Here is a 26077-nt window from a genome sequence, read left to right on the forward strand (position 1 = left end):
CTGCACTGGAATCGCTACTTCCCGAGGAACTTCTCGAAGCCCTTCGGGAGGTTCATGGCCGACGGGTCGAAGTCCTGCTGACCGCCGAACGCTGCACCCGGCGCCGCCGTACGGGCCGCGGTGCGTCGCGCCTCCGCCTGCTGCAGTTCCTGGGCGGCCTTCGCGGGGTTGCCCGAGCGCGGCTTCTTCTTGCCCTTGGCCGCGACGGCCTTCGCCTTGCGCGGACCGCCGAAGCCACCGGGGCCGGCCATCCCGGGCATGCCCGGGATCCCTCCGCCGGATGCCATCTTCTTCATCATCTTCTGCGCCTGGGTGAAGCGCTCGAGCAGTCCGTTCACCTCGGAGACGTGCACGCCGGACCCACGGGCGATCCTCGCGCGGCGGGATCCGTTGATGATCTTGGGGGCGAGCCGCTCGTGCGGGGTCATGGAGCGGACGATGGCCTCGACACGGTCGATCTCGCGCTCGTCGAAGTTCTCGAGCTGCTCCCGCATGTTGGCGGCACCGGGCATCATCATGAGCATCTTCTTCATGGAGCCCATGTTGCGGATCTGCTGCATCTGGGCGAGGAAGTCCTCGAGGGTGAACTCCTCCTGGTCGGCGAACTTCTTCGCCATCCGGGCCGCTTCGTCCTTGTCCCAGGACTGCTCCGCCTGCTCGATGAGCGTCAGGATGTCGCCCATGTCCAGGATGCGCGAGGCCATGCGGTCGGGGTGGAACAGCTCGAAGTCGTTCAGTCCCTCGCCCGTGGACGCGAACATGACCGGCTTGCCGGTGACCGAGGCGACGGAGAGGGCGGCACCACCGCGTGCGTCGCCGTCGAGCTTGGTCAGGACGACACCGGTGAAGTCGACACCCTCGTTGAACGCGAGGGCGGTGTTGACGGCATCCTGGCCGATCATCGCGTCGATGACGAACAGCACCTCGTCGGGGCTGATGGCGGCGCGGATGTCTGCGGCCTGCTGCATCAGTTCGGCATCCACGCCGAGACGGCCCGCGGTGTCGACGATGACGACGTCGTGCAGGCGCGCCCGTGCCTCCGCGACACCCTGGCGGGCGACGGCGACCGGGTCCCCGGTGGCGGACTCGAATTCGGAGCTGACGCCCGGGTGCGGCGCGTAGACGGGAACGCCTGCGCGCTCACCGTTCACCTGGAGCTGCCGGACGGCGTTCGGGCGCTGGAGGTCGCAGGCGACCAGCAGCGGGCTGTGTCCCTGGCCCTTGAGCCACTTGGACAGCTTTCCGGCGAGCGTGGTCTTTCCGGCACCCTGCAGGCCCGCCAGCATGATGACGGTCGGCGGGTTCTTCGCCAGGCGGATCCGGCGGGTCTCCCCGCCGAGGATCCCGACGAGTTCCTCGTTGACGATCTTGACGACCTGCTGGCCCGGGTTCAGGGCCTGGGAGACCTCGAGGCCGAGGGCGCGTTCCTTGACGGCGGCCGTGAAAGCGCGCACCACGGGCACGGCGACGTCGGCGTCGAGCAGGGCGCGCCGGATCTCGCGGACGGTGGCGTCGATGTCCGCCTCGGTGAGGCGGCCCTTGCCACGGAGGTTCTTGAAGGTCGCAGTCAGCCGGTCGGAGAGTGAATTGAACACGTGCCGTGAACTTCTTTCATCGGGAAGTAGAGAGACTCAACTCCCTAGGGTACCAACTGGGGGTGCCGGAAGGATGCCTGACGCGGGCCGGTCCGGCCGCACCGGACACTGCCGGCGCAACGGGCGACGCAGCGCGGGAGGGCAGGACACGCGCAGGGATAAGTGGCAAGGTGAAGAGGTGGACACTTCCTCCCTCGCAGAACACGACACCATTCCCGCCGATGCCGATACCCGGGTGAAGACACTCCTCATCCTCGGGGCCTCCGGCGACCTCACGGGACGCCTGCTGCTCCCGGGGCTCGCCCGGCTCATCCGCCTGGGCAGGGCCGACGGGCTGAAGCTCGTGGGCGCGGGATCCGACGACCTCACCGACGACCAGTGGCGCGAGCGCATCGACAAAGCCTTCGCGGGGTCCCTCGACAAGGCGGACGACGCCGGCCGGGCATCCCTCCAGCAGGTGCGCGACAACAGCACCTACCACCTGATCGACGTCACCCAGGACGGGCTCGGCGACCTGGTGCAGACACTCGAAGGCCCGGTGGCCCTGTACTTCGCCCTCCCTCCGGCCATCAGCCAGAAGGCCTGCAGCGCCCTCGGACCGGACTCCCTGCCCAAGAGCACGCGCCTCGTCATGGAGAAGCCGTTCGGGACGGACCAGGCCTCGGCCCATCGGCTCAACGAGAAGCTGGCGAAACTGGTCCCGGAGCAGAACATCCACCGCGTGGATCACTTCCTCGGCAAGGCGACCGTCTTCAACATCCTGGGCCTGCGCTTCGCCAACCGCATCCTCGAGCCGGTGTGGAACAACCTCCACATCGAGAAGGTCGAGGTCATCTTCGACGAGGACCTCGCACTGGAGAACCGCGCCCGCTACTACGACGGGGCGGGCGCCCTGCGCGACATGATCCAGAGTCACCTGCTGCACGTCATGGCGCTGCTGGCGCTGAACGCGCCGTCGACCCTGCACGAGCGGGACCTGCGGGACCACATCGGCTCGATCCTCCGGGCGAGCTCGGTGGATCTCGACAGCCCGGGCAGCAGCCGCCGCGCCCGCTACACGGCGGGCTCCATCGGCGACCGCCGGATCCCCGACTACGCGGCGGAGCCCGGCGTCGATCCCTCGAAGGGCACCGAGACCCTCGCCGAGGTCACCGTCTCGATCAACAACGAGCGCTGGTCGGGCGTCCCGTTCGTCCTCCGCTCCGGCAAGGCCCTCGGCATCAAGCGCAAGGAAGCGGTCATCACCTTCCGGCCCGTCAGCCACCTGCCCGTGGGCTTCACGGGACAGGACGCGCCCACGAAGCTGCGCATCGGGTTCGGACCGGACACCCTCCAGCTCGAACTCGACGTCAACGGACCGGGCGACATCTTCTCGCTGGACCGCGCGACCCTCAGTGCAGACCTCAACGAGACGGATCTGCTCCCCTACGGTGAGGTACTCGACGGGGTCCTCGCCGGGGACCCCACGCTGTCCGTCCGCGGTGACACCGCCGAGGACTGCTGGCGCATCGTGGAGCCGGTCCTCAAGGCCTGGTCGGAGAACCGGGTACCCCTCGAGGAGTACCCCGCCGGGTCGAACGGACCGGAGTCCTGGCCGTCGTCCCACGGCCGGCCCTGACGACCGCTCCCCGCGCCTCCCCCGCGCCTCGCCGAGAACGACGGAAGGGCCGCCACGATGTGGCGGCCCTTCCGTCGTTCTCCTGCTGCGTCTCCTACATTGCCTTACAGTGCGGCGTCCCCGCGCTCACCCGTGCGGACGCGGACGGCTTCCTCGACCGGGATCACCCAGACCTTGCCGTCGCCGGCGCGCCCGGTGTTGGCCGTCGAGACCAGGACATCGACGATGTCGGTGACCCAGGCATCCGCGACGAGGACCTCGACGCGCGCCTTCTGGAGGAGGTCCACGGTGTACTCGGCGCCGCGGTAGACCTCGGTATGGCCGCGCTGGCGGCCGTAGCCGCTCGCCTGGCTGACCGTGAGGCCCTGGACCCCGTAGTTCTCGAGTGCTCCCCGGACGCCGTCGAGCTTGTCGGGACGAACGATTGCTGTCACCAGTTTCATGAATGTACGCCCTCCGTGACGTTCTGCTGGGTGGTCTTCTGCGTGGTCTTGTGCGGCGTGAACATCTGCTCGGCGAAGGGGTGGAAGGATCCGCCCACTCCCAGTCCACCGAATTCGTAGGCGGTCTCCGCGTGCTCCGAGAGGTCGACGCCGCCGATCTCGTTGTCGGCGCTGACCCGGAACCCGATGGTCTTGTGGATCGCCAGGCCGATGATGGCGGTCATGACGGCGGAGAGGGCGATCGCGATGGAGGCAGCGACGATCTGGGCCACGAGCTGGCCGGCGCCGCCGCCGTAGAAGAGTCCGCCACCGGCGCCCTCGACCGGCAGTGCGATGAACCCGAGGGACAGCGTGCCCACGATGCCCGCGACGAGGTGGACGGCGACGACGTCGAGCGAATCGTCGAAGCCGAGGCGGTACTTGATGCCGACGGCCAGGGCGCAGACCGCGCCCGAGAGGAGGCCCAGGCCCACGGCGCCGATGGGGCTGACGTTGGCGCAGGCGGGCGTGATGGCGACGAGGCCGGCGACGATGCCCGAGGCGGCGCCGAGGGACGTCGGGCGTCCGTCGCGGATCCGCTCGGTCATGAGCCAGCCGACCATGGCGGCGGCGGGGGCTGCCATGGTGTTGATCCAGATCAGGCCGGCCTCCTCGGCGCTTCCTGCCGCGCCTCCGTTGAAGCCGAACCAGCCGAACCACAGGAGTGCGGCGCCGAGCATCACGAACGGGATGTTGTGGGGGCGCTGGGCCGGGTCCTGGCCGAAGCCCTGCCGCTTGCCGAGGATCAGGGCGAGGACGAGTGCTGCCACGCCTGCGCTGATGTGCACCACCGTGCCTCCGGCGAAGTCGATGGCTTCGCCGACGGCGCTGCCGACAGCACCGTCAGCGCTGAGGAGTCCGCCGCCCCACACCATGAACGCGAGCGGGCAGTAGACCGCCGTGACCCAGATGGGCACGAAGATGGTCCAGGCGCCGAACTTGGCGCGGTCGGCGATGGCTCCGCTGATGAGCGCCACCGTGATGATGGCGAAGGTGGCGCCGTAGCCCGCGCCGATGAGGTCCTCCGTGCCGATCAGACTCGCAAGCCCGAACGAGGTGAACGGATTGCCGAAGAGCTGGGCGATGCCGTCCCCGCCGGTCATCGAGTAGCCCCACAGGACCCAGACGACCCCCACGAGCCCGACGGCGATGAAGCTCATCATCATCATGTTCAGTGCGGCCTTGGCACGGGTCATCCCGCCGTAGAAGAAGGCGAGGCCCGGGGTCATGAGGAGTACGAGGGCAGCTGAGATCATCACCCAGACGTGGCCTGCTGTGAGGTCCATCAAACACGATCCTTCCAAAGGGGCGGGGACTTCCCGCACCTCCAGAATGCGATGGGCGTGTTTCCGTCCTTGGGGCGGAACATTGCGCGCAGGTTACATCAGTCTCACCGACGTAAAAGGCGCATGACGCGAGTGTTTCCGGCAGGTTTCCCAGGGTCTGGTCCCTTGCCGGGTTCCCGGCTGGACCCTAGGGGGCGGTCCGATCGGCAGCGCGTCCTGACAGCCGTCTCGATAGCACGGCTAGCTCAGCAGCGCGTCGACGAAGCCCTCTGCGTCGAAGGCCGCGAGGTCGTCCGCGCCCTCGCCGAGGCCGATCAGCTTCACGGGCACGCCCAGGCTGCGCTGGATCGCCACCACGATGCCGCCCTTCGCGGTCCCGTCGAGTTTGGTGAGCACGATCCCGCTGATGTTCACGACCTCGGCGAAGACCCGCGCCTGGTTGAGTCCGTTCTGCCCGGTGGTGGCATCCAGTACCAGGAGGACCTCGTCGACCGTGCCCTGCTTCTCGACGACGCGCTTGACCTTGCCGAGCTCGTCCATCAGGCCGACCTTGTTCTGCAGGCGCCCGGCGGTGTCGATCAGGACCACGTCCACTTCCTGCTCGATGCCCGCCTTGACGGCCTCGAAGGCCACGGACGCCGGATCGGCGCCGTCGATGTCGGACTTCACCGTGGGCACGCCGACGCGCGCCCCCCAGGTGGCCAGCTGCTCCGCCGCGGCTGCGCGGAAGGTGTCCGCCGCCCCCAGGAGCACGTCCTTGTCGTCGGCGACCAGCGCGCGCGCGAGCTTGCCGACGGTGGTGGTCTTGCCCACCCCGTTCACGCCGACCACCATCACGATCGCGGGCCGGTCCGCATGCCGCTGCGTGGCGAGTGAGCGGTCCATCGAGGGATCGACGAGCTTCACCAGTTCCTCGCGGAGCATGTCCTTGACCTCGGCGGGGTTGCGGCTGCCGGCCACCTTCACGCGCTCGCGCAGCGCGTCGACCAGTTCCATGGTGGGCTCGGTGCCGAGGTCCGCCATCAGGAGGGTCTCCTCCACCTCGTCCCAGACGTCCTCGTCGATGCTGTCGCGCGACAGCAGGGCGAGCAGTCCCTTGCCGAGCGCGTTGTTCGAGCGGACGAGTCGTGCCCGCAGCCGGGCGAGGCGGCCCTGCATGGGTTCGACGGTGTCGAAGCGCGGGGCGGGGGGCGCCTCGTCGAGGGTGCTGAGGTCGTCCGGCACCAGGACGTCCGTCGTGGTCCCGTCCGGGCTGTCGAGGACGTCGAGGGAGGTGGCGCCGTGGGCGGCGACGCCGGCCAGGTCGTCGGGATCCCTGGGCGAGGAATAGAGCCCGGGAGGTGTGCGCCGACCCCGGACGAGGAGGACGGCGAGCGACCCGATCACGGCGATCGCGAGGATGACGAAGATGACAGGCAGAAGGATGTCGTTCACTGATCCACCTTCTCATACGGGCCGATTGAGCATCCGACGGATGCGGTGACAGAATGCGAGGACCATGGCCGGTTCCCCTCGCGCTCGCAAGCAGTCCCTCCTTCCGATCCTTCCGCGGAGGACACGGGGAGAGGGCGACGCTCCCGCGCCGGAGCGCCTCGCCATTCCGCGCGAGATCCGGGTCCTCATCGCAGCGGCGTTCGTGATCGCCATCGGCTTCGGGCTCGTGGCCCCGATCCTGCCGCAGTTCGCGCAGAGCTTCGACGTCGGCGTGACGGCGGCGTCCGTGATCGTCAGTGCCTTCGCCTTCACGAGGCTCCTGTTCGCACCGGCGGGCGGGTGGCTCGTGGAGAAGCTCGGTGAACGTCCGGTCTACATCATCGGCCTGCTCATCGTGGCCCTGTCCACCGCCGCGTGCGCCTTCGCCGCGGACTACTGGCAGCTGCTGGTCTTCCGGGCGCTGGGCGGCATCGGGTCGACCCTGTTCACCGTCTCGGCCATGGGACTGATCGTCCGGCTCGCGCCGCCGTCCATCCGTGGCCGGGTCTCCGGTGCCTACGCCACGGCATTCCTGCTCGGCAGTATCGGCGGGCCCCTCGTCGGGGGCCTGCTCGCCGGCCTCGGACTCCGCGTGCCGTTCCTCGCGTACGCCGTCGCGCTGCTCGTCGCATCCGCCGTCGTGTTCTTCCAGCTCCGGGACACCTCCCTCGCCGACCGGCAGGCGGCACGCCAGCAGGCACCGCTGTCGGTCCGGGAGGCCGTCCGTGACTCCGCCTACCGTGCGTCGCTCCTCTCGGGCTTCGCCAACGGGTGGTCCTCGTTCGGCATCCGGATGGCCCTGGTCCCGCTCTTCGCGACCGCCGTGCTCGACGCCGGGCCGCAGGTCGCAGGGATCTCGCTCGCCTTCTTCGCGGGCGGGACCGCGCTGTCGCTGACGGTGTCCGGGCGCCTCGCCGACACGGCCGGCAGGAAGCCGCTGGTCATCACCGGGCTCCTGGTCAACGGTGCCGCGATGGCCGCGCTCGGCTTCTCGGGCAGCGTCCCCGTGTTCCTGGCGGTCTGCGTGGTCGGCGGGATCGGGACGGGGCTGCTGAGTCCGGCGCAGCAGGCGGCCGTGGCGGACATCATCGGCACCGGGCGCAGTGGCGGCAAGGTCCTGGCGACGTTCCAGATGAGCGCGGACCTCGGCGCCATCTTCGGCCCGATCGTCGCCGGCCTCATCATCGACCGGCTCGTCGTGGGCTCCTACGCCCTGGCCTTCGTCGCCACGGGTGTCCTGGCCGTGCTCGCCGCCGTCACCTGGCTGGCGTCCCGCGAGACACTCCCCCGGCAGTCCGGGGTCGGGGTGCCCGGCTAGCCGAGGAGCTGCTCCTCGGCGTCCAGGCGCTGGCTGATGACGGTCGACACCCCGTCACCGCGCATCGTGACGCCGTAGAGCGCGTCGGCCACCTCCATGGTCCGTTTCTGGTGCGTGATGATGATGAGCTGGCTCGACGCGCGGAGTTCCCGGAAGATGCTGATGAGCCGGCCGAGGTTCGTGTCGTCGAGGGCGGCCTCGACCTCGTCCATGACGTAGAAGGGCGATGGCCGTGCCTTGAAGATGGCGACCAGGAGCGCCACGGCGGTCAGCGAGCGTTCCCCACCCGAGAGCAGGGACAGCCGCTTGATCTTCTTGCCGGCGGGCCGAGCCTCCACCTCGATGCCCGTGGCGAGCATGTCGGAGGGATCGGTGAGCACGAGCCTGCCCTCACCGCCGGGGAACAGCGTGGCGAACACGCGTTCGAACTGCTCGGCCGTGTCCCGGTAGGCGTCCGTGAAGACCCGCTCGACGCGCTCGTCGACCTCCCGGATGATGTCGAGGAGGTCCTTCCGGGTGGCCTTCAGGTCCGCCAGCTGCGTACTGAGGAACTGGTGCCGCTCCTCGAGTGCCGCGAATTCCTCCAGAGCGAGGGGATTGACCTTGCCGAGCGCCGCGAGATCCCGTTCCGCGCGCTTCAGCCTCTTCTCCTGCTGCTCCCGGACGAACGGTATTCCCTGCGGCACCGGGATGCCGTCGTCGTCGACCGGTGCCCGCAGGGCCGCCCACTTGTCCTCCGGGGAGTCCGCGGAGTCCTGGGGCACGGGCAGGTGCGGGCCGAACTCGTCCACGAGGTGGTCGGGCGTCAGCCCGAGCTCCTCGATGGACCGGTTCTCCAGGGCCTCGATCCGAAGCCTCTGCTGGGTGCGGGCGAGCTCGTCACGATGCACGGAGTCCGTCAGGCGGGCGAGCTCGGCGCCGAGTTCCGCGTTGGCCTTCCGGACCGCCTGCAGCTCCGTGTCCTGCTGTTCGCGCAGCCGCTCGGCGGCATCGCGCTGCTCGGCCGCGACCGCGACGGACTCCGCGGCCCGCCGCTCGGCAGCACGGGCAGCGCGGGCGACCGCCACGGCCTTGACGGCCTGCGCCCGCCGGACCCGTGCCTTCTCCGCCGCCTGTTCACGCGCCCGGCGCTCCGACTGGGCGGCGCGCTCGAGCGACGCCGCCCTGTTCCCGAGCGCCGACAGCTGCTCCTCGCCGCTGCGCAGGGCCAGCCGCGCCTCGAGCTCGGCCTGCCGCGCGTCGGCGGCCGCACGGTGCAGGACGGTCCGCTGCTCGGTGGACGGCTCGGCCTCGACGGGCTGTTCCTGCAGGTCCTTCAACCGCTGCGCCACCTCGGAGAGCCGGGTCTCCTCCTGTGCGAGGTTCGCCTCGGCGGTCCGCATCAGTGCGGCCAGGCGTTCGGCTTCACCGGAGGCCGAGCGCAGGGTCGCGTTGAGGTGTCCGAGCTTCTCGGCGACGGCGGCCATGCGCGCGTCGGACTCGTGCAGGCGCTCGAGCGCCGCGTCCACGCGCTGCTGCGCGGCCTGCTGCCGGGTCCTCGCGCCCGAGAGGCGGAACCGCAGACGCTCGGTCGAGGCGAGGGCCGAGGCCAGCCGCTCCTCCGTCTCCTCGGCAGCCGCGCGGAGCTCCAGGTAGCCTGCCGCACCGGGCGTGCCGCCGCGGGCGGCGTGGCGGGACAGGACGTCGCCGTCGCGCGTCACGGCGAGCGGTGCCGCACCGTCCTCGATCACGCTGCGGGCGCGGTCCAGGTCCTCGACGACGACGGCGCCGCGCAGCAGGTCCTCGAGCGCGGGACGGAGTGCGGAGGGTACCTCCACGACCGAGAGCACGGGGACGACGGCGCTCCGGTCGACAGGACCGGTTGCGCGCGGGGACGCCTTCGCCGGACGCCCACCCGACCCGGCCCCGGGAGCGACGACGAGGGACACCTGTCCGGCGTCGTCGTGCTTCAGGAGCTCCAAGGCCGCGACGGCGGCGGCGACGCTCTCCACGGTGACCGCATCGGCGGAGCCCGCGAGCGCCGCGGCGACCGCCTTCTCGAAGCCCGGTGCGACCTGGAGGAGCTGCGGAAGCGGCAGCGCCACGCCGTCGAGCCCGGCGGCCAGGAGGGCTCCGGAGCCGTCGCGCTGCTGCAGCCCCTCGCGCTGCGCCTCGAGGCGGGCCGCGAGGGCGCTCCGTTCCCGCTCGGCGGCGCGTTCCTCCCCGGCGAGCGCCTGCAGTTCGTCCGTGATGGTCCCGAGGAGGGCCGAGGCCTCCTCGTACTCGGCGTCGAGGCCCTCCTCACCCTCCTCGTGGCCGGCCACCTGGCCCTCGAGCGCGGTGAAGTCCCGCTCGGCGGCACCGCACCGTTCCTCGGCGGCGGCGATGGACGCCCGGAGGCGTCCGAGTTCCGCGACGGCCGACTCGACGCGGGAGCGGGCCGCTCCCACGGTTCCCGCCAGTTTGGCCTCGCCCTCGCGCCTGTCGGCGGCTGCGCGCAGCAGGCGCGCGAGCCTCGCGTCCTCGGCGGCCGATGCGTCCTCGGCGGCGCGACGCGCGGTCAGCGTCGCCTCGAGTGCGTGTCCGAGCGAGGCCACCTCATCCTGCAGTGCGGCGACCTCGGTCCGCACACGCGCGGCCTGCCGGTCGAGGTGGTCGGGATCGCGTCCGGAGTCCGGTTCGGGGCCACCCTGTCCCAGCAGGTGCCCGCGATCCTCGGCACGGGCGGCGAGGGCGGCGAGCTTCTCGCGGGCACTCGACAGCGCGTACCAGGTCTCCCGCGCCCGGTTGAGGGCCGGGACGGCCCCCGCGGCGGCCTGCTCGAGGTCGGCCTGGCGTTCCTGGCCGGCGCCGAGTGCCTGCTCGACCTCCTCCCGGCGTGCCTGGAGCGCGGCCTCGGCGGCGACGTCCCGCTCGAACCCGGAGCGCAGCGTCACCAGCTCGTCCGCGAGCAGGCGGGACCGCGCGTCCCGCACGGCGAACTGCACCTGCTGGGCACGGCGTGCCACCTCGGCCTGCTTCCCGAGCGGGGTCAGCTGCCGCCGGAGCTCGGCGGTGAGGTCTGACAGGCGCGCGAGGTTCGCCTGCATCGCGTCGAGCTTCCGCACCGTCTTCTCGCGCCGGCGGCGATGCTTCAGGATCCCGGCGGCTTCCTCGATGAAGCCGCGCCGCTCCTCCGGTGTGGCATGCAGCACCTTGTCGAGCTGTCCCTGCCCGACGATGACGTGCATCTCGCGTCCGAGCCCGGAATCGGAGAGGAGTTCCTGGATGTCGAGGAGCCTGCAGTTCTTGCCGTTGATCGCGTACTCCGAGCCGCCCGCGCGGAAGAGCGTGCGCGAGATCGTGACCTCGGTGTACTCGATGGGCAGGGCGCCGTCGCTGTTGTCGATGGTGAGGGAGACCTGGGCCCGCCCGAGCGGAGCCCGTCCGGACGTCCCGGCGAAGATGACGTCCTCCATCTTGCCGCCGCGCAGCGTCTTGGCACCCTGCTCCCCCATGACCCAGGCGAGTGCGTCGACGACGTTGGACTTGCCGGAACCGTTGGGGCCGACGACGGCGGTCACGCCGGGTTCGAAGTCGAAGGTCGTCGCCGACGCGAAAGACTTGAACCCCCGCATGGTTAGACTCTTCAGATGCACAGTGTCAGGATCTCCAGGGGGAATGGGACCTCCCTAATCTACTGGAACGCACCGACTGTACGGGTGCGGGGCTGTATCGGGTGGGCAAGGCCGTGACCTCCTCGAATCGGGAGTGACCGGCTGGTGCATTAAGAAGTAGGCTTACAAAAGTTTCAGCAGTATCCGTTCCAGCAGTATCCAGAGGCGTCCAGGCCGATCCATCCGTGGATCCTCTACGGCCACCTACCGGCGCTGACCAGTTGACGAGGCAGGAAATTTGACCGGTAACGCGACGTTTCGACATGACAACACGGCCTTGCTCGCCGTCACGAGTGTGGAGGCGCCGGTAGTCGTCAGTTCCGCAGAGTTCGACGAGCGGCTGGCGCCCAGCCTGAAGAGGCTCCGGCTCTCGAAGCGGCTCCTCGAGCGCGTGGCCGGCGTGACGGAGCGCCGCTGGTGGTCGCCCGGGTCCGATTTCGATGACGCCGCCATCGAGGCGGGAGCCAAGGCCATGGCGGAAGCCGGCATCGAACCCGGTGACGTCGGCCTGCTGATCAACACCTCGGTGACCCGCCGCAACCTCGAACCGTCCGTCGCGGTGAAGATCCACCACTCGCTGGGCCTCCCCTCGTCCGCCATGAACTTCGACCTGGCCAACGCCTGCCTCGGCTTCGTGAACGGTATGACCCTTGCCGCCAACATGATCGACTCCGGGCAGATCAAGTACGCCCTGATCGTCGCCGGCGAGGACGCCCAGCGGACCCAGGAAGCGACGTTCAGGCGGCTGAACCGCGAGGACTCCACCCGCGAGGACTTCCTCAGCGAGTTCGCGACCCTCACCCTCGGTTCCGGGGCTGCCGCCGCCGTCCTCGGTCCCGCCGACTCCCACCCCGGGTCCCACCGCATCCTCGGCGGGGTCTCGCGTGCCGGCACCCAGCACCACGAACTGTGCGTGGGCGGCATCGACGGGATGTACACCGACACGAAGGGCCTGCTCGACGGCGGGCTCGAACTCGTGGTCACCGCGTGGCACGAGGCGCAGGCCGACGGCTGGTCGTGGGGCGCGATGGACCGCTACGTGACCCACCAGGTCTCCAACTCCTACACCAACGCCATCATCAAGGCCGTGGATCTCGAGCGCGAGCGCGTCCCCATCACCTTCCCCCACTGGGGCAACGTGGGGCCCGCATCGCTGCCGATGACCCTCGCGCAGGAGTCCCAGTCGCTCTCGCCGGGAGACCGCGTGCTGTGCCTGGGCGTCGGATCGGGCCTGAACACCTCCATGATGGAGATTGCGTGGTAGCACTCCCCGGCGTTGACCCCTCGTGGTCGACGCACATCGACGTGCCCTCCTCCAGTGCCGCGGACGCCCCGGGCACCAGCCATCGCTGGCACTACCTCGACAACGGGCTCGGCCGGGACGGCGCCGGCAGCGCGCGGGGGACGCTCCTGTGCGTCCACGGCAACCCGACGTGGTCCTACCTGTGGCGGACCTATCTCGCCGCAGGACTGGAGTCCGGGTGGCGCGTGATCGCCGTCGACCAGCTCGACATGGGCTACTCGGAGCGGACGGGCGTCTTCCGCCGCCTCGAGCACCGCATCACCGACCTCGAGGACTTCGTCGCCGCGGTGGGCCTGTCGGGGCCCGTGGTCACGGTGGGCCATGACTGGGGCGGCGTCGTCAGCCTCGGCTTCGCGAACCGCAACCGGGACGACCTCGCCGCCGTCATCCTGACCAACACGGCCATCCACCAGGATCCCGACCGCCCGATCCCGGCTCCGCTGCGGCTCGCGCTCGCTCCGGGCGTGCACGGGCTGGGCACCAGGACCAGTACGGCCTTCCTGGACGTGACCCTGTCCCTCGCCCGGCCCGCCCTGGACCGGGACGTGCGCCGCGCGTTCCGGGACCCCTACCGCACGGCCGCCGCACGCCAGGGCATCGCGAACTTCGTCTCCGACATCCCCGCCGACGCGTCCCACCCGAGCTACGGCGCCCTCACCGCGACGGCGGAGGGGATCCGCAGCCTCGACGTGCCCGTCCTGATGATGTGGGGCCCGCACGATCCGATCTTCTCGGACCCCTACCTCGAGGACCTCGCCCGCCGGATGCCGCACGCAGACATCCACCGTTTCGAGCGGGCCGGCCACCTCGTGCAGGAGGACGCCCCGACGGCGTCGACGGCCCTGGAGTGGCTCGGGAACCGCTCCGTCGGGGAATCCCGTGCCGGGACGGAACGGGACCCTGTCCGGCAGGATCCTCCACGGTCCTCCTCCCGGGACGCCGCCTACCTGCCGCTGGGCGCCCGCATCCCGGAACTGGCAGCCGGTCCTGCAGGAACCACCACCGCCGTCGCCGAGCTGACGGCCGCCGGGACGCGCACGCTGTCCTGGCGCGAGCTGGACGACGATATCCGTGCCGTCGCCGGCGGCCTCACCGCACTCGGCGTCGGCGCGGGCAGCAGGGTGAGTCTGCTCGTCCCGCCCGGTGTGGACCTGACCGTCCTGATCTACGCATGCCTCCGGATCGGCGCGGTGATCGTCGTCGCCGACGCCGGACTCGGGGCGCGCGGACTCAGCCGGGCGGTGAAGGGTTCCGCGCCCGACGTCGTCATCGGCATCGAGCGGGCACTCCTCGCGGCGCGCGCCTTCGGCTGGCCGGGGCGCCGGATCAGCGTCACTCCGCTGTCGCCGGCGAGGCGGGCAGCACTACGCGTCGACGCCTCACTCAACGACCTCCGCGCCGCCCGTCCCGCGGACCCGGCGGAGGTCGCGCCCGACGCCGACGCCGCCATCCTCTTCACGTCCGGTTCCACCGGGCCGGCCAAGGGCGTGGTGTACACGCACCGGCAGCTCTCCGCCATGCGCGACGCCGTCGGGACCACGCTCGGACTGGGACCCGGAGGCGCGCTCGTCGCGGGCTTCGCGCCCTTCGCCCTGCTGGGGCCTGCCCTCGGCGCGACATCGGTGACGCCCGACATGGATGTCACCGCTCCCGGGACCCTGACCGCCCAGTCGCTGGCCGACGCAGCCGCGGCCATCGACGCGACCGTCGTCTTCGCGTCTCCCGCAGCCCTGCGGAACGTGCTGGCGACCTCAGCGGACGTCACCGGAGCCGGGCGGGTGGCCCTGGCCAGGATCACGCTTCTGCTCTCCGCCGGCGCGCCGGTCCCCGTCCCGCTCCTGGACGCCGTGCAGGACCTCGTACCGTCCGCCGTGCTCCACACGCCCTACGGCATGACCGAGTCTCTGCTCGTCGCGGACATCGATCTGGCGGGAATCCAGGCCGCGGGCGCGGCGGCCGGTCTCGAGGGCGCCGGCAACGGCGTCTGCGTCGGCCGCCCGGTCTCCGGTGCCCGTGTGGCGGTCAGCCCCCTCGACGGCACAGGCGCGGCGACGGGAGCACCGACGGCCACCCCCGGGGTGACCGGAGAGATCCTCGTCGACGCGCCGCACGTCAAGGATCGCTACTTCCGCCTGTGGAGGACGCAGCAGGAGTCGTCGCGCACGCCTCCGTACCACCGCACGGGCGACGTCGGCCACTTCGACGCCGAAGGACGACTGTGGGTCGAAGGCCGGCTGGGCCATGTCGTGACAGCGGCGGCAGGCGTCCTGACCCCGGTCGGGCTCGAGCAGGCGCTGGAGCAACTCGACGGAGTCCGCCTCGCCGCCGTCGTCGGCGTCGGACCCGCGGGCACGCAGGCTGTCGCGGCGGTCCTGCAGGAGGAGACGGCAGGGCGGCGGCCGCGCCTGGCCGACCTCCGGCTCGCGGCAGCTGCCCGCGCGGCCGCGCGGGGCCTCGGCGTGGACCTCGCGGCCGTTCTCACCGTGCCCGCACTCCCGGTCGACATCCGCCACAATGCCAAGATCGACCGGTCCCGCGTCGCGGCCTGGAGCGCCCGCTTCCTGTCGGGCGGTCGGGCAGGATCCCTGTGACCGTCCTCGTGACGGGGGCCAGCGGCATGCTGGGCCGGGCCGTCGCGGAACACCTCTTGGCCGGCGGTTCCGAGGTGCGGTGCTTCCAGCGCCGTCCGTCCGGCATCGACGGCGTCGAGGAGCTCCTGGGCTCCGTCGGGGACGCCGGGGCGGTCACGGCAGCGGTGCAGGACTGCCATGCCGTCATCCATCTCGCCGCGAAGGTCTCCTTCACCGGGACCCCGGCCGAGTTCGACCGCACAAACGTGGAGGGAACCCGGCTCCTGCTCGACGCCGCGCAGAAGGCCGGGGCCACCGACGTCGTGTACGTCTCCTCCCCGTCCGTCGCCCACGACGGGACGTCGCTGGTGGGCGCTCCGGCCGGCCCGGCGGACCCGGAGCACGCGCGCGGACACTATGCGCGGACCAAGGCGGCGGCGGAGCTGCTCGCCCTCGCACGCTCGACCCCGGAGTTCCGCGTGGCGGCAGTGCGGCCGCACATCGTGTGGGGACCGGGCGACACGCAGCTCGTCGAGCGCGTCCTCGACCGGGCCCGGCACGGTCGCCTGCCGCTGCTCGACGGCGGTACCGCCCTCATCGACACCACCTACGTGGACAACGCGGCATCCGCCATCGTCGCCTGCCTCGACCGGATGCAGGCCGCGCAGGGGCAGGCGTTCGTGGTGACGAACGGCGAGCCGCGCCCCATTGCCGAACTGCTGGACGGTATCTGCCGCTCCGGCGGCGTCCGGCCCCCCGCGTGGTCTGTACCGGGGGCACTGGCCCGGGGCGCCGGCGCGGTGATCGAACGGGCATGGCTGGCACTCGGACGCGCGGAGGAGCCTCCCATGACCCGCTTCCTGGCCGAACAGCTCTCCACGGCGCACTGGTTCGACCAGCGGCACACGCGGGCGGTGCTGGACTGGCAGCCGTCCGTCAGCATCGAGGAGGGCCTCGAGCGGCTCGCTGCGCACTACCGCGGCTGAGCCCGGCACCAGGACCCGGCAGAACCGAAGGAAGGGCGGGATGCTGTGCATCCCGCCCTTCCTTCGTATCGTCCTGCTACCGGCGCAGGGCCGGTGGAGGGTTATCGCGTGTAGTAGCCGTCGACCGACATGGCGTTGACCGAGTGCACGAGCGTTCCCTGCGAGGGGTTCAGTGCGCTGATCATCTGGCCGTTGCCGAGGTAGATACCGACGTGGCTGCCACCGTTCTGGCTCACCAGGTCGCCCGGCTGGGGGTTGCTGGTGGGCGTCAGGGCGGCGAACTGCGACCAGGTGGTGCGCGGCAGGCTGATGCCGTTCTGGGCGTAGACCCACTGCACGAAGCCGGAGCAGTCCCAGGCGCCGAAGGAGGTGCCGCCGTAGACGTATGCCGAGCCGAGGCCCTGCATCGCGGTCGCGGTGATACCGCTGGTCGCCACCGGCGTGAACGCTGCGGCCTGCGTGCTGAGGCCCGTCGAGTTGCCTGCCGGAGCAGCTGCGGGAGCCGCTACGGGTGCAGCGACCGGAGCCGCTACGGGTGCAGCGACCGGTGCGGCGACGATGGCTGCAGACTGGGTGGAGTACTGCTGGGGTGCAGCGGAACCGCCGAGGGAGATCGACTGGCCGGGGTAGATGATCGAGCTGTACCCGAGGCCGTTGGCCGTGAAGACGGCCTGGAGGCTCACGCCGTGGGCTGCTGCGATGCTCCCGAGGGTGTCACCGGCCTGGACGGTGTAGGTACCTGCCGCAGCGGTGGTCGCCGCTGCCGGCTGGGTGCTGATGGACTCGACGCTGATCTCGCCGGCGGCGCTTGCCGGAAGCGCTGCACCGAGCATGATGCCGGAAGCGGCAACGACGACGGCGGCGGGCTTGCCGGCCACCGAAGCAGTGGCGCTGACTGCGCGGGATGCGGTGACGAGGGGGTTGATGCGCGTGGGGACTGCCCGGTGGCGCGCAAAAGTGCTCTTCTTGGACATGCTGTTGCCTTTCCCAATGCCTACGAAGTTAGCTGTCGGGTTCGGATGGGACATCCGGACGCGTTTCTCGCAGACCACCGCCCCCGGTGCTGGTCTACGCGCGTCTTAACCCCAAGGACTCACACAGGTGAGTCCGCTATTGGTTCCCCCGCCCCTGTCGAACGTGTTGAGCGAACGGTCCATCCTCATCGACAGGGTTAGGCAGTGCGAGGATGGGCGCCCGTCCGTGGTGGACCGGGTGCGGGCTTAACCGTACGCGGTCGAGCGCGTCTTGTCACGTTTGGGTCACGAACCCCGTATCGCGACGGGCTCCTGGAGCCTCGGCTAGGATCGCGCGTTGCGCGGTCTGGGCTGGCAGAAGGGGCAGAGGAAGGACGACCGGTTCATGAATGCCTCCCGTCGCAGGAGGGTCGTCCGGCCCTCCGACAGGCACCGGCGGCAGGGCTGCCCGGCACGCCCGTAGGCTTCCAGGTCGCGTGCGAAGTAGCCAGACGCACCGTTGACGTTGACGTACAGCGAGTCGAAACTGGTGCCGCCGGCCTCCAGGGCACGCCGCATCACGGTGGTGACCGCCTCGACGATGCGGAGGGTGTCCGGCCGGCGGAGGGTGTCGGTGGGACGGGCATAGTGCATCCTCGCCGCCCACAGGGCCTCGTCGGCGTAGATGTTCCCGATGCCCGAGATGAGGCCCTGGTCGAGGAGTGCACGCTTGAGGCCGGTTCTCCGCTCCCGGAGCCGGCGGTGCAGGGACTCCGCGGAGAATGCCGGGTCGAGGGGATCGCGGGCGATGTGCGCCGCCTGGCGGGGAATGAGCGGGAGGTTCCCGCCCCCGAGTCCGCCCGGCCGGCCATCGGCCGTCGGCTCGAGGTCCGTCACGAACATGCCGCCGAAGATCCGCTGGTCCACGAAACGCAGATCCCCCGGGAGCGGAGTGCCGTCGGCATCGGCTGCGGCGGACAGTCTCAGCCGCACCTTCAGATGCTTCTCCAGCGGGGCGTCGGGGTCCTCGATGAGCAGTTGCCCGCTCATCCCGAGATGGGCCATGAGGGCGGTGGAAGGAGCGGCGGAGGGAGCGCTGCGGGGGCCGTCCGGATCCTCGAGGATCATCCAGAGGAACTTCCCGCGGCGCACGACGTCGCTCACGCGGGCGCCCGTGACGTTGCCGCGGAAGTCCTCGACGCCGTGGACGTGCCGTCGAAGCGATCGCGCGTCGAGCACGTCGACGTCCTCGACCGTACGCCCGGTCACCCAGCGCGCCAGGCCTCGGCGGACCACCTCGACCTCGGGGAGTTCAGGCACTCAGGCCCCCGCGGACGAACCGCCGACCGCTCCGGGCCCGGCATCCGCACCGGGTGCGTCGGCGAGGAGCCTCCACGACTCGGCCGCCGCCGCCTGCTCCGCTTCCTTCTTGGAGTGCCCGCAGCCGGAGCCGTAGTCGACGCCGCCGATCACCAGGCGGGCCGTGAACGTGCGGGCGTGGTCAGGGCCGGTCCCGTCGACCTGGTAGTCGATCAGCCCCAGGCGACGGGCAGCGGCGGTCTCCTGGATACGGGTCTTCCAGTCGGTGCCCTCCCCGAGGACCGCTGAATCCCGCAGGAGCGGTCCGATGAGCCGCATGACCATCGCGCGTGCGGTCTCGATCCCGTGGCTCAGGTACGCCGCCCCGATGACGGCTTCCATCGTGTCGGCGAGGATGGAGGCCTTGTCGCGGCCGTTGGTGAGCTTCTCCCCCTGGCCGAGCAGCACGTAGTCGCCGAGATCGAGGGAACGGGCCACCCCCGCCAGCGCCTTGGTGCTGACGACGGCGGAGCGCCGCTTCGCGAGTTCACCCTCGGACAGGCCGGGATTGTCCCGGTACAACGCATCCGTCACGGACAGGCCGAGCACGGAGTCACCGAGGAATTCCAGGCGCTCGTTCGTCGGGATCCCGCCCTGTTCGTAGGCGTAGGACCGGTGCGTCAGGGCAAGACGAAGCGTCTCGGTGTCGATATCGACACCGAGACGCTTCGTGAGTTCTGCTGTATTCTTCACAACCGCATCAGCTGATCCAGCATCGGACGGATGCCTGCCGCACCAGGCGTGCGGCAGGCTGCGGTCCGTTGTCAGACGTCGGCTACCTTGCGGCCCTTGTACTCAAGGAACAGCGGGGTACCGGCTGAGTCGGTGACAACCTTGGCCTGGTGGGCGAGGCTGTAGGTGACGCGGCCGTTCTCGATGGTCTTGACCAGCTTGGGGGCGGTTGCCTTCCACTGGGACCGGCGTGCACGGGTATTCGCGCGGGACATCTTCCGCTTCGGGACAGCCACGGCTAACTCTCTTCTCTCTCGTCTGACTCTGACTTGGTTGCCGCGTCATTCTCAGCGGCGGTGCCCGCCAGCCCGGCAAGGGCTGACCAGCGAGGATCCAAAACTTCATGGTGGTGGTCCGGATCATCGTTGAGCCGGGCTCCGCATTCGGAGCACAGACCCTTGCAATCCTCCCGGCACACCGGCTGGAATGGCAGCGACGTAACCACCGCATCCCTCAGCACGGGTTCCAGATCGACCGAATCGTTCTCCACCCTGTACTGTTCTTCGTCCTCTTCCACCGACAGCGACTGGGAGTCGCTGTAGAAGAAGAGTTCCTGGATGTCCACATCGCGATCGAATCGCAGTGGCTCCAGGCAACGGCCGCACTCGCCGGTTACCTCGACGTTTGCCGTTCCCGACACCAGGATTCCCTCGTGCACCGATTCGAACCGCAGATCCAGTTCCATCTCGGAACCTTCCTGCACACCGATCAGTGCGACGCCGAAGTCCTTCGGTGCCGGTACATGTTCTTCAACTGTCCGCATGCTTCCCGGACTGCGTCCGAGATCCTTGACACTGAACGTCAAAGGCGAACTGAGATCGCTTTTAATGGTGACTCCTGTAGAACATATGACCGACGTACCATCTTAGCCTGATGAGGCGGGCAGCCCCAAAACGCGCCGTGCCGTCTAGGCTCGCATGGTGACCTCCGATCCCACCCCTTCATCGGCGACCGGGGCGCGCCGTCCACTGGTTCGGGTCCTACGTACCGCACTCCGCGTGGCGGGGGCGTGCCTCGTCGTCTGGCTCCTGGCTGCCTACCAGTTGTTCTGCAATCCGGCGCTCCCTCCCGTACGCGAGGCCGATGCCGTCATCGTCCTGGCGGGCGCTGCGTCGGAACGGCTGGCGGTGGGGCAGGCGCTGCTCGAGAGGGGCGCAGCCGGGGAACTCGTCCTGTCGTCGACCGGGCTTCCCGGCAATGCGGAGACGGACGACCTGTGCGCGAGGGGAGCTACCCGGACGATGTGCTTCCACTCCGACCCCATGACCACCCGGGGTGAAGCCCGAGCAATCGCCGACCTCGCACGGGAACGGGGCTGGGACGACATCATCGTGGTGACCTCCACCTATCACGTGGCACGCGCCTCCATGAACGTCTCCCAGTGTTCAAAGGCGACTGTCATCATGGCCGAGTCCCGCCCTGACCTCAGCGTCGCCGGGTGGCTCGCACGGTTCGTCGAGGAGAGCACGGCGCTGGCTGCGTCCGTGGTCCGACCAGCGTGCTCCCGATCCGTCTGAGGCGCCGGGCAGCAGCCACGGGCTAGTCCGGAGGACGGAGCCGCTCGAAGACCGCGTCGGGAACGAACGGCTGCACATCGCCGCCTAGCAAGGCAACCTCCTTCAGGAGCGTCGAGGAGACGTGCGCGAACTCGCTTCCCGTCGGCAGGAAGACGGTCTCGACGTCGGCGAGGTGGCGGTTCATCGTGGCCATGGGGAGTTCGTAGTCGAAGTCGAGCCCGGACCTCAGTCCCTTCACCAGCGCCGTCGCACCGTGTTCCCTGCAGAAGTCGGCCAGGAGGCCGGACCCCATCGGGAGCACCGTGACCCCGTCGAGGTGCGAGAGACTCCCCGTGCAGAACGCGATGCGCTCGTCCAGGGGGAACCGGTACTTCTTCGCATAGTTCGTCGACACCGCGACGATCACCTCGTCGAACAGGCGGGCTGCCCGGCTGATGATCTCGACGTGTCCGTTGTGGAGGGGGTCGAAGGATCCGGGGCAGACGGCGCGGCTCATACCCCCACGCTACCCAGTCGGGCGAGCACCGTGGGAACAGGACATGCGGACGGAGCGCCGGGAGGCAGTACGGGACGAGGAGCACCCTGTCCCCTCCGGCGGCACGGGAGGCCTCCAGCCGGCAGGAGCGGCGATACTGGTGTCATGACGACGGAAGCGCGCACCATCATCACCCCGGCCCGTGGGACGGCACCGTGGGCAAGAACGGCGCTCGGCGCGAACCTGCTCGGCGGCGACGGCAGACTCGGCATCACGATCTTCGAGGAGGTGACGGCCCTCGCGCAGCAGCATGCGGCGATCAACCTCGGGCAGGGCTTCCCGGACGAGGACGGGCCGCAGGAGATCCTCGAGGCTGCCCGCACCGCGATCGCCGAGGGCGCCAACCAGTACGCCCCCGGGCAGGGGCTCGCCGTCCTGCGCCATGCGATCGCCGCGCACCAGGAGCGCTTCTACGGCCTGCACGTCGATCCGCAGAACGAGGTCATCGTCAGCACGGGGGCCACCGAGTCGATCGCGGCCGCGATCCTCGCTTTCGCCGGTCCGGGCGACGAGGTGCTCACCTTCGAGCCCTTCTACGACTCCTACGGTGCCGTGATCGGGCTCTCGGGTGCTACGCACACCACCGCACCCCTGAGGGCTCCGGATTTCCAGCCCGACGCCGCCTCGCTGAAGGCCGTCTTCAGCGAGCGCACCCGGGTCGTCGTCGTCAACAACCCGCACAACCCGACGGGCAGCGTCTTCACCCGACCGGCCCTCGAGCTCATCGTGCAGCTGGCCGAGCGGTACGGGGCCATCATCGTGACGGACGAGGTGTACGAGCACCTGACGTTCGGGAGCGGGCACCTGCCGATCGCATCCCTGCCGGGGGCCGCCGAGCGCACCCTGACCATCTCCTCCGCGGGCAAGACGTTCTCGGTGACCGGCTGGAAGGTCGGCTGGCTCAGCGGACCCGCCGAGCTGGTGGCGCAGGTCCGCACCGTCAAGACCTTCCTGACGTACACCTCGGGAACGCCGTTCCAGGGTGCCGTCGCCCTGGGCCTGGGGCTGCCCGACGAGTACTTCTCCTCCGCCGCGGCGACGCTGCGGAAGAAACGGGACCTCCTGGGCGAGGGGCTCCGGGCAGCCGGCTTCGACGTCTTCGAGCCGCAGGGCACGTTCTTCACCGTGGTCGATGCCGCTCCCCTGGGCATCGACGACGCGACCGACCTCGCGCGGCGCCTGCCGTCCCTGATCGGGGTCGCGGCCATCCCGGTGGCGATGTTCTGCCACGAGGAGGGCGCCGAGCACACGCGCTCCATGCTGCGGTTCGCCTTCTGCAAGAAGTTCGACGTGATCGAGGAGGGCGCCCGCCGCCTCGCCACGCTGCGGGAACGCGTGTGAGTCCGTCCCATGAGCCGGAGTCCGAGGGCGACTTCGACGTCCCCACGCGCTGGCTGCCCGGCGCAGCCGCCTATGCGGAGATCGACGAGGACGCCTACATCGACGGAGCGCTGATCCTCAGCATCGGTGGCGCGCAGCAGTCCCACGTCGACCTGCACCACCCCGACCGGGTGTTCTACGAATACCTCCAGCGCATCGCGCGGGTCATCGACCTGGTGCGGCCCCCCGCCACTCCCCTGCGGGTCCTGCACCTCGGCGCCGGGGCCCTGACCCTCGTCCGGTACGTCCAGGCGACCCGTCCCGGGTCCGCGCAGGTGGCGGTGGACCTGGAGGCCGACCTGATCGACTTCGTCCTCGACGCCATGCCGCTCCCGGACGGCACGGTGTGCGAGGTCGTCGTCGCCGACGCCGCGGACGCCGTCCTCGAGCAGCCGGATGCGGCGTTCGACGCCGTCGTGCTCGACATCTTCGCCGGAGCCGACGCACCCGCCCACCTGACCGGCGCGGACTTCGCGGCCCACCTGCTGAGGGTCTGCGCGGAGGACGGCGTCGTCCTGGTGAACGTCGGGGACGACCCGCCGCTCGCCTTCGCCCGCGCGCAGAGCCGGCAGCTCTCCGCGCTCACGGCAGGGACCGCCGTCCTGACCGAGGCCGGCATGGTCGGCGGCGAGCATCCCGGCAACGTCATCATCGCCGCCCGCCCCGCGGGCTGGCCGAACGCGTGGACGCAGGCACTCCTTGCGGCAGGGCCGCACCCGGCGGCAGTCCTCGTGGGTGAGGACCGCGAGGCCTTCGAGCGAGACGTCCCCCAGGCCTCCGGGCCGGGACGCGAGCAGGCACGCGAGGAGTAGCCCGGAGGGCACGCACGGCGTGGACGCCGCGCACCCCCTCCTCGGGACCGCGGCAGCGATCCCGCACCCCCTCCTCGGTGAGGATCTGGGCACCTGCTTCCTGATCGTGCCGGAGGTCCTGCCCTGCTGCCCCTCCCGCTTTCTCCGGCCGCACGGCAGCCACCGCTTCGCGGCCTGAACACCTGCACCGCCCCGGAGGGGCACGCCGAACCTGCGAGCCGGGTGGGACTCCTCGCAGCGGGCACGCAGATCCGCATTCGTCGTCCTGCGCGTCCGCAACGTCCCGGGTGCGTTCCCATCCGAGGGGCCGCCGGACGCGAACCACCTGCACGCAGGCTCCGGCCGCGCGGCGGTACCCTGAGGAAGAAGCCCGACGACGCCGGGCTCGCAGGACCGCAGACGGAACGGGGAGGAGACAGCAGTGGCAGGCCTTCCCTATCTCCGGTCCCTGGTCCTCGTCTCGCTGGTCGTGTCGGTCTCGTCCGCGTCGCACGTCCTCGCGGAGGGCCATCTGCCCGCCCCCGGGGTCCTGCTCCTGTTCGGTGTGCTCCTCCTCGTACCGATGACGCTGCTCGGCCGACGCACACTCTCCCTCCGCTCGTCGCTGCTGGCGATGGGTGCCGGCCAGTTCCTGCTGCACACCCTCTTCGGGATGACCGCCGCCCCCGCGGTGTGCGAGAGCTCCTCGGCCCTGCCCGGCCACCATGCCGCGTTCGAACTCGCCTGCTCCCCCGCGCGGGATGCCATGGGCCCGGCGGCGATCGACGCCCCCCTCATGGTCCTCCTGCACGGGCTGGCTACCGTCTTCCTGGCCCTTGCCGCCTCGCGGAGTGACGAGGCCGCCGCCCTGCTCCGCGCCTGGCTCCTTCCCCTCCTCACCCTTCCCGCTGTCGCTTCCCCGGTGCCGACGCGCCGCCCGATGCTCGAAGTGCCACCGCCCGTTCCGCCGCTGTCCGTCCACGCTTCGGTCCCGACGCTGCGGGGTCCGCCACGCCGCGGACCGCAGCCCGCCTGACCCTGCCTTTCCGGACGGCGGGTCGGCCGGCGGTCCTTGCCCCGTCCCGGTTCCCCGTTCCCTGCTGCCGTCCGCCCTCGCGGGCCGCAGCGCTTTTCCGAAAGGCAGTTCCATGATGTCGTCCTACCCCCAGCGCGCCTTCACCGGTGTGGTCCTCACCACCGCCGGACTGATGGCCCTCGGCCTCGGTGCCGCAAGCGCCCACGTCTCGGTCGCACCTACGTCCACGACCGAGAACGGTTATTCCCAGCTCACCTTCAGCGTGCCCAGCGAGTCCGAGACAGCAGCGACGAACAAGCTCGAGGTGCAGCTTCCCACCGACCAGCCCTTCACCTCGGTCCGCGTCAAGCCCGTCGAGGGCTGGACGGCGGAGGTCGTCTCCGGCGCCCTGCCCGAACCGGTCACGACGACCGACGGAGCGACGCTCACCGAAGCTCCCCTGTCCGTCGTATGGACCGCGGAACCGGGCGCGGAGATCTCGCAGCAGGAATACCAGACCTTCTCGATCTCCGTGGGACGCCTGCCCGAGGCAGGCTCCACGGTGCTGCTCCCGACCACTCAGTCCTACACGGATGGTGAGGTCGTCGAGTGGAACCAGCCGAGCGAGGGCGAGGAGGAGCCCGAGAAGCCCGCGCCGTCCTTCGTCACCACCGCAGCGGTCGAGGGCGACGCGTCCCACGGAGGCCCGGAGGCCACCGAGGCCCCGGAGGCCATCGACGCCGAGCAGGCCTCGGCGACGGCGGGATCCCCCTCGGCCCTCGCGTGGGCAGGCCTCATCGCGGGCCTGCTCGGACTGGCCGCCGGCGGAACCGCACTGGTCCGGACGCGGCGCAGGGCATAACCCTCCGGGAAGTACGGCGGACTCGCAGCGCGGTGCCGGCAGGCGAACCGGCACCGCGCCCTCCCCGACAGGGGGCCGGAGCGGGTCAGTCGACGGCGGGCTCCAGGAACCACAGGCGCGTCTCGCCGTACTTCTTGTCCGAGAAGCGCTCGAGCCACGCGGGCCATTCCGGTTCCGGCGACCTCGCGGATCGCTCCACCACGACGACGGCGCCCTCCGACAGCCTCGACCGCAGGGCCGCGAGGACGGTGAGCACCCCGTCCTCGCGGACGCTGTAGGGCGGGTCCATCAGGACGAGGTCCCAGGTCAACTCCGGTGCCACCCGCTCGAGGTACGTCTCGACCTTCGTCCGGTGCACGCGGACGGCCGTCCAGCCGAGCACACGGTTCACCAGGTCCGCGTTGCGCTGGGCGACGGCGGCCGCCCGGTCGGCGGATTCGACGAGGTCCACGGAGGCCGCACCGCGGCTCGCACTCTCCACCCCGAGCGAGCCTGACCCGGCGTAGAGATCCAGGACGTGCGCTCCGTGGATCACCCCGTAGGATTCCAGGCTCGAGAACAGGGCCTCCTTCACGCGGTCGGACGTGGGCCGCGTCCCGTTTCCCTCGACGCTGGTGAGGGTCGAGCCGCCCGCGGCTCCGGCGATGATTCGGGTCATGCTGTCGAC

The 26077-nt window shown here is 70.5% G+C and carries 23 protein-coding genes and 1 riboswitch; of the genes, 11 read left to right on the forward strand and 12 right to left on the reverse strand.

The features are described from left to right. Positions 1 to 14: 14 nt before the first annotated feature. Positions 15 to 1595 (reverse strand): signal recognition particle protein, encoded by a 1581-nt coding sequence (ffh, locus tag ACX80J_RS12130; protein ID WP_459347940.1) that lies wholly within the window; start codon positions 1593 to 1595, stop codon positions 15 to 17. A 178-nt stretch (positions 1596 to 1773) separates the two neighbouring features. On the opposite strand from ffh, the gene ACX80J_RS12135 reads away from it, so the two are divergent. Further along, entirely contained in the window at positions 1774 to 3213 is a 1440-nt protein-coding gene (locus ACX80J_RS12135; RefSeq protein WP_459347941.1) for a glucose-6-phosphate dehydrogenase, read from the forward strand. A 104-nt stretch (positions 3214 to 3317) separates the two neighbouring features. Here ACX80J_RS12135 and ACX80J_RS12140 read toward each other — a convergent pair whose 3' ends face one another. The 3 genes from ACX80J_RS12140 to ftsY form a co-directional block, all read right to left on the reverse strand. Then, positions 3318 to 3656 carry a P-II family nitrogen regulator gene (locus ACX80J_RS12140; protein ID WP_055773303.1) on the reverse strand — a complete coding sequence of 113 codons (339 nt, stop codon included), beginning with the start codon at positions 3654 to 3656 and terminating at the stop codon, positions 3318 to 3320. Then, entirely contained in the window at positions 3653 to 4981 is a 1329-nt protein-coding gene (locus ACX80J_RS12145) for an ammonium transporter (protein WP_459343375.1), read from the reverse strand. The genes ACX80J_RS12140 and ACX80J_RS12145 overlap by 4 nt, the downstream gene beginning before the upstream one ends. Positions 4982 to 5221: 240 nt before the next feature. Then, positions 5222 to 6415: a signal recognition particle-docking protein FtsY gene (gene ftsY, locus ACX80J_RS12150; RefSeq protein ID WP_459347942.1), complete on the reverse strand. Its 1194-nt coding sequence runs from the start codon at positions 6413 to 6415 to the stop codon at positions 5222 to 5224. Positions 6416 to 6479: 64 nt separating this feature from the next. Here ftsY and ACX80J_RS12155 point away from each other — a divergent pair, with 64 nt between their 5' ends. After that, positions 6480 to 7772, forward strand: a complete 1293-nt coding sequence (locus tag ACX80J_RS12155) for an MFS transporter (RefSeq protein ID WP_459347943.1) — start codon at positions 6480 to 6482, stop codon at positions 7770 to 7772. Here ACX80J_RS12155 and smc read toward each other — a convergent pair. Then, the gene (gene smc, locus ACX80J_RS12160) at positions 7769 to 11389 is read right to left on the reverse strand and encodes a chromosome segregation protein SMC (RefSeq protein WP_459347944.1); all 3621 of its coding nucleotides are present in this window, start codon (positions 11387 to 11389) and stop codon (positions 7769 to 7771) included. The two genes, ACX80J_RS12155 and smc, sit on opposite strands and share 4 nt — an antisense overlap. A gap of 256 nt (positions 11390 to 11645) precedes the next feature. Between smc and ACX80J_RS12165 the strand changes: the two genes are divergently transcribed. Genes ACX80J_RS12165 through ACX80J_RS12175 form a run of 3 tightly spaced genes read left to right on the forward strand, consistent with a single transcriptional unit; the run spans position 11646 to position 16266 of the window. Then, a complete protein-coding gene (locus ACX80J_RS12165) occupies positions 11646 to 12671 on the forward strand; it encodes a 3-oxoacyl-ACP synthase III (protein WP_459343379.1) in 1026 nt (341 codons plus the stop codon). After that, on the forward strand, positions 12665 to 15301 hold the full coding sequence (locus ACX80J_RS12170; protein ID WP_459347945.1) for an alpha/beta fold hydrolase: 2637 nt from the start codon (positions 12665 to 12667) through the stop codon (positions 15299 to 15301). The genes ACX80J_RS12165 and ACX80J_RS12170 overlap by 7 nt, the downstream gene beginning before the upstream one ends. Then, complete coding sequence (locus ACX80J_RS12175) at positions 15298 to 16266, forward strand: NAD-dependent epimerase/dehydratase family protein (RefSeq protein WP_459347946.1); 969 nt, start codon at positions 15298 to 15300, stop codon at positions 16264 to 16266. Before ACX80J_RS12170 ends, ACX80J_RS12175 begins: the two co-directional genes overlap by 4 nt. A 101-nt stretch (positions 16267 to 16367) precedes the next feature. Here the strand turns inward: ACX80J_RS12175 and ACX80J_RS12180 are convergent, their stop codons facing one another. From ACX80J_RS12180 to ACX80J_RS12200, 5 genes are all read right to left on the reverse strand, one after another. Then, positions 16368 to 17240, reverse strand: coding sequence for a C40 family peptidase (locus ACX80J_RS12180; RefSeq protein ID WP_459347947.1), 873 nt, complete (start codon positions 17238 to 17240; stop codon positions 16368 to 16370). Between the two features lie 2 nt (positions 17241 to 17242). Further along, a riboswitch (cyclic di-AMP (ydaO/yuaA leader) is annotated at positions 17243 to 17423 on the reverse strand. Between the two features lie 141 nt (positions 17424 to 17564). Next, positions 17565 to 18539: a bifunctional DNA-formamidopyrimidine glycosylase/DNA-(apurinic or apyrimidinic site) lyase gene (gene mutM / locus ACX80J_RS12185; protein WP_459347948.1), complete on the reverse strand. Its 975-nt coding sequence runs from the start codon at positions 18537 to 18539 to the stop codon at positions 17565 to 17567. Then, a complete protein-coding gene (gene rnc, locus ACX80J_RS12190) occupies positions 18540 to 19271 on the reverse strand; it encodes a ribonuclease III (protein ID WP_459347949.1) in 732 nt (243 codons plus the stop codon). 71 nt (positions 19272 to 19342) lie between these two features. Further along, positions 19343 to 19546, reverse strand: coding sequence for a 50S ribosomal protein L32 (gene rpmF / locus ACX80J_RS12195; protein WP_087076034.1), 204 nt, complete (start codon positions 19544 to 19546; stop codon positions 19343 to 19345). A gap of 2 nt (positions 19547 to 19548) precedes the next feature. After that, positions 19549 to 20115: a YceD family protein gene (locus ACX80J_RS12200; RefSeq protein WP_301227153.1), complete on the reverse strand. Its 567-nt coding sequence runs from the start codon at positions 20113 to 20115 to the stop codon at positions 19549 to 19551. A gap of 115 nt (positions 20116 to 20230) precedes the next feature. Between ACX80J_RS12200 and ACX80J_RS12205 the strand changes: the two genes are divergently transcribed. Beyond that, a complete protein-coding gene (locus ACX80J_RS12205) occupies positions 20231 to 20827 on the forward strand; it encodes a YdcF family protein (protein ID WP_459347950.1) in 597 nt (198 codons plus the stop codon). 22 nt (positions 20828 to 20849) lie between these two features. On the opposite strand, the gene coaD is transcribed toward ACX80J_RS12205, so the two are convergent. After that, the gene (coaD, locus tag ACX80J_RS12210) at positions 20850 to 21323 is read right to left on the reverse strand and encodes a pantetheine-phosphate adenylyltransferase (protein ID WP_459347951.1); all 474 of its coding nucleotides are present in this window, start codon (positions 21321 to 21323) and stop codon (positions 20850 to 20852) included. A gap of 144 nt (positions 21324 to 21467) precedes the next feature. Between coaD and ACX80J_RS12215 the strand changes: the two genes are divergently transcribed. The 5 genes from ACX80J_RS12215 to ACX80J_RS12235 all read left to right on the forward strand — a co-directional run bounded on the left by ACX80J_RS12215 (position 21468) and on the right by ACX80J_RS12235 (position 25410). Beyond that, positions 21468 to 22703, forward strand: a complete 1236-nt coding sequence (locus ACX80J_RS12215; protein ID WP_459347952.1) for an aminotransferase class I/II-fold pyridoxal phosphate-dependent enzyme — start codon at positions 21468 to 21470, stop codon at positions 22701 to 22703. Beyond that, entirely contained in the window at positions 22700 to 23554 is an 855-nt protein-coding gene (locus ACX80J_RS12220) for a spermidine synthase (protein WP_459347953.1), read from the forward strand. Before ACX80J_RS12215 ends, ACX80J_RS12220 begins: the two co-directional genes overlap by 4 nt. A gap of 19 nt (positions 23555 to 23573) precedes the next feature. Then, positions 23574 to 23732, forward strand: a complete 159-nt coding sequence (locus tag ACX80J_RS12225; protein WP_459347954.1) for a hypothetical protein — start codon at positions 23574 to 23576, stop codon at positions 23730 to 23732. Between the two features lie 243 nt (positions 23733 to 23975). After that, on the forward strand, positions 23976 to 24569 hold the full coding sequence (locus ACX80J_RS12230) for a hypothetical protein (RefSeq protein ID WP_459347955.1): 594 nt from the start codon (positions 23976 to 23978) through the stop codon (positions 24567 to 24569). Between the two features lie 112 nt (positions 24570 to 24681). After that, the gene (locus ACX80J_RS12235; RefSeq protein WP_459347956.1) at positions 24682 to 25410 is read left to right on the forward strand and encodes a YcnI family copper-binding membrane protein; all 729 of its coding nucleotides are present in this window, start codon (positions 24682 to 24684) and stop codon (positions 25408 to 25410) included. Positions 25411 to 25495: 85 nt separating this feature from the next. Here the strand turns inward: ACX80J_RS12235 and rsmD are convergent, their stop codons facing one another. Then, positions 25496 to 26068: a 16S rRNA (guanine(966)-N(2))-methyltransferase RsmD gene (gene rsmD / locus ACX80J_RS12240; protein ID WP_459343391.1), complete on the reverse strand. Its 573-nt coding sequence runs from the start codon at positions 26066 to 26068 to the stop codon at positions 25496 to 25498. Positions 26069 to 26077 lie beyond the last annotated feature (9 nt).

It is taken from the genome of Arthrobacter rhamnosi, from assembly GCF_054510975.1.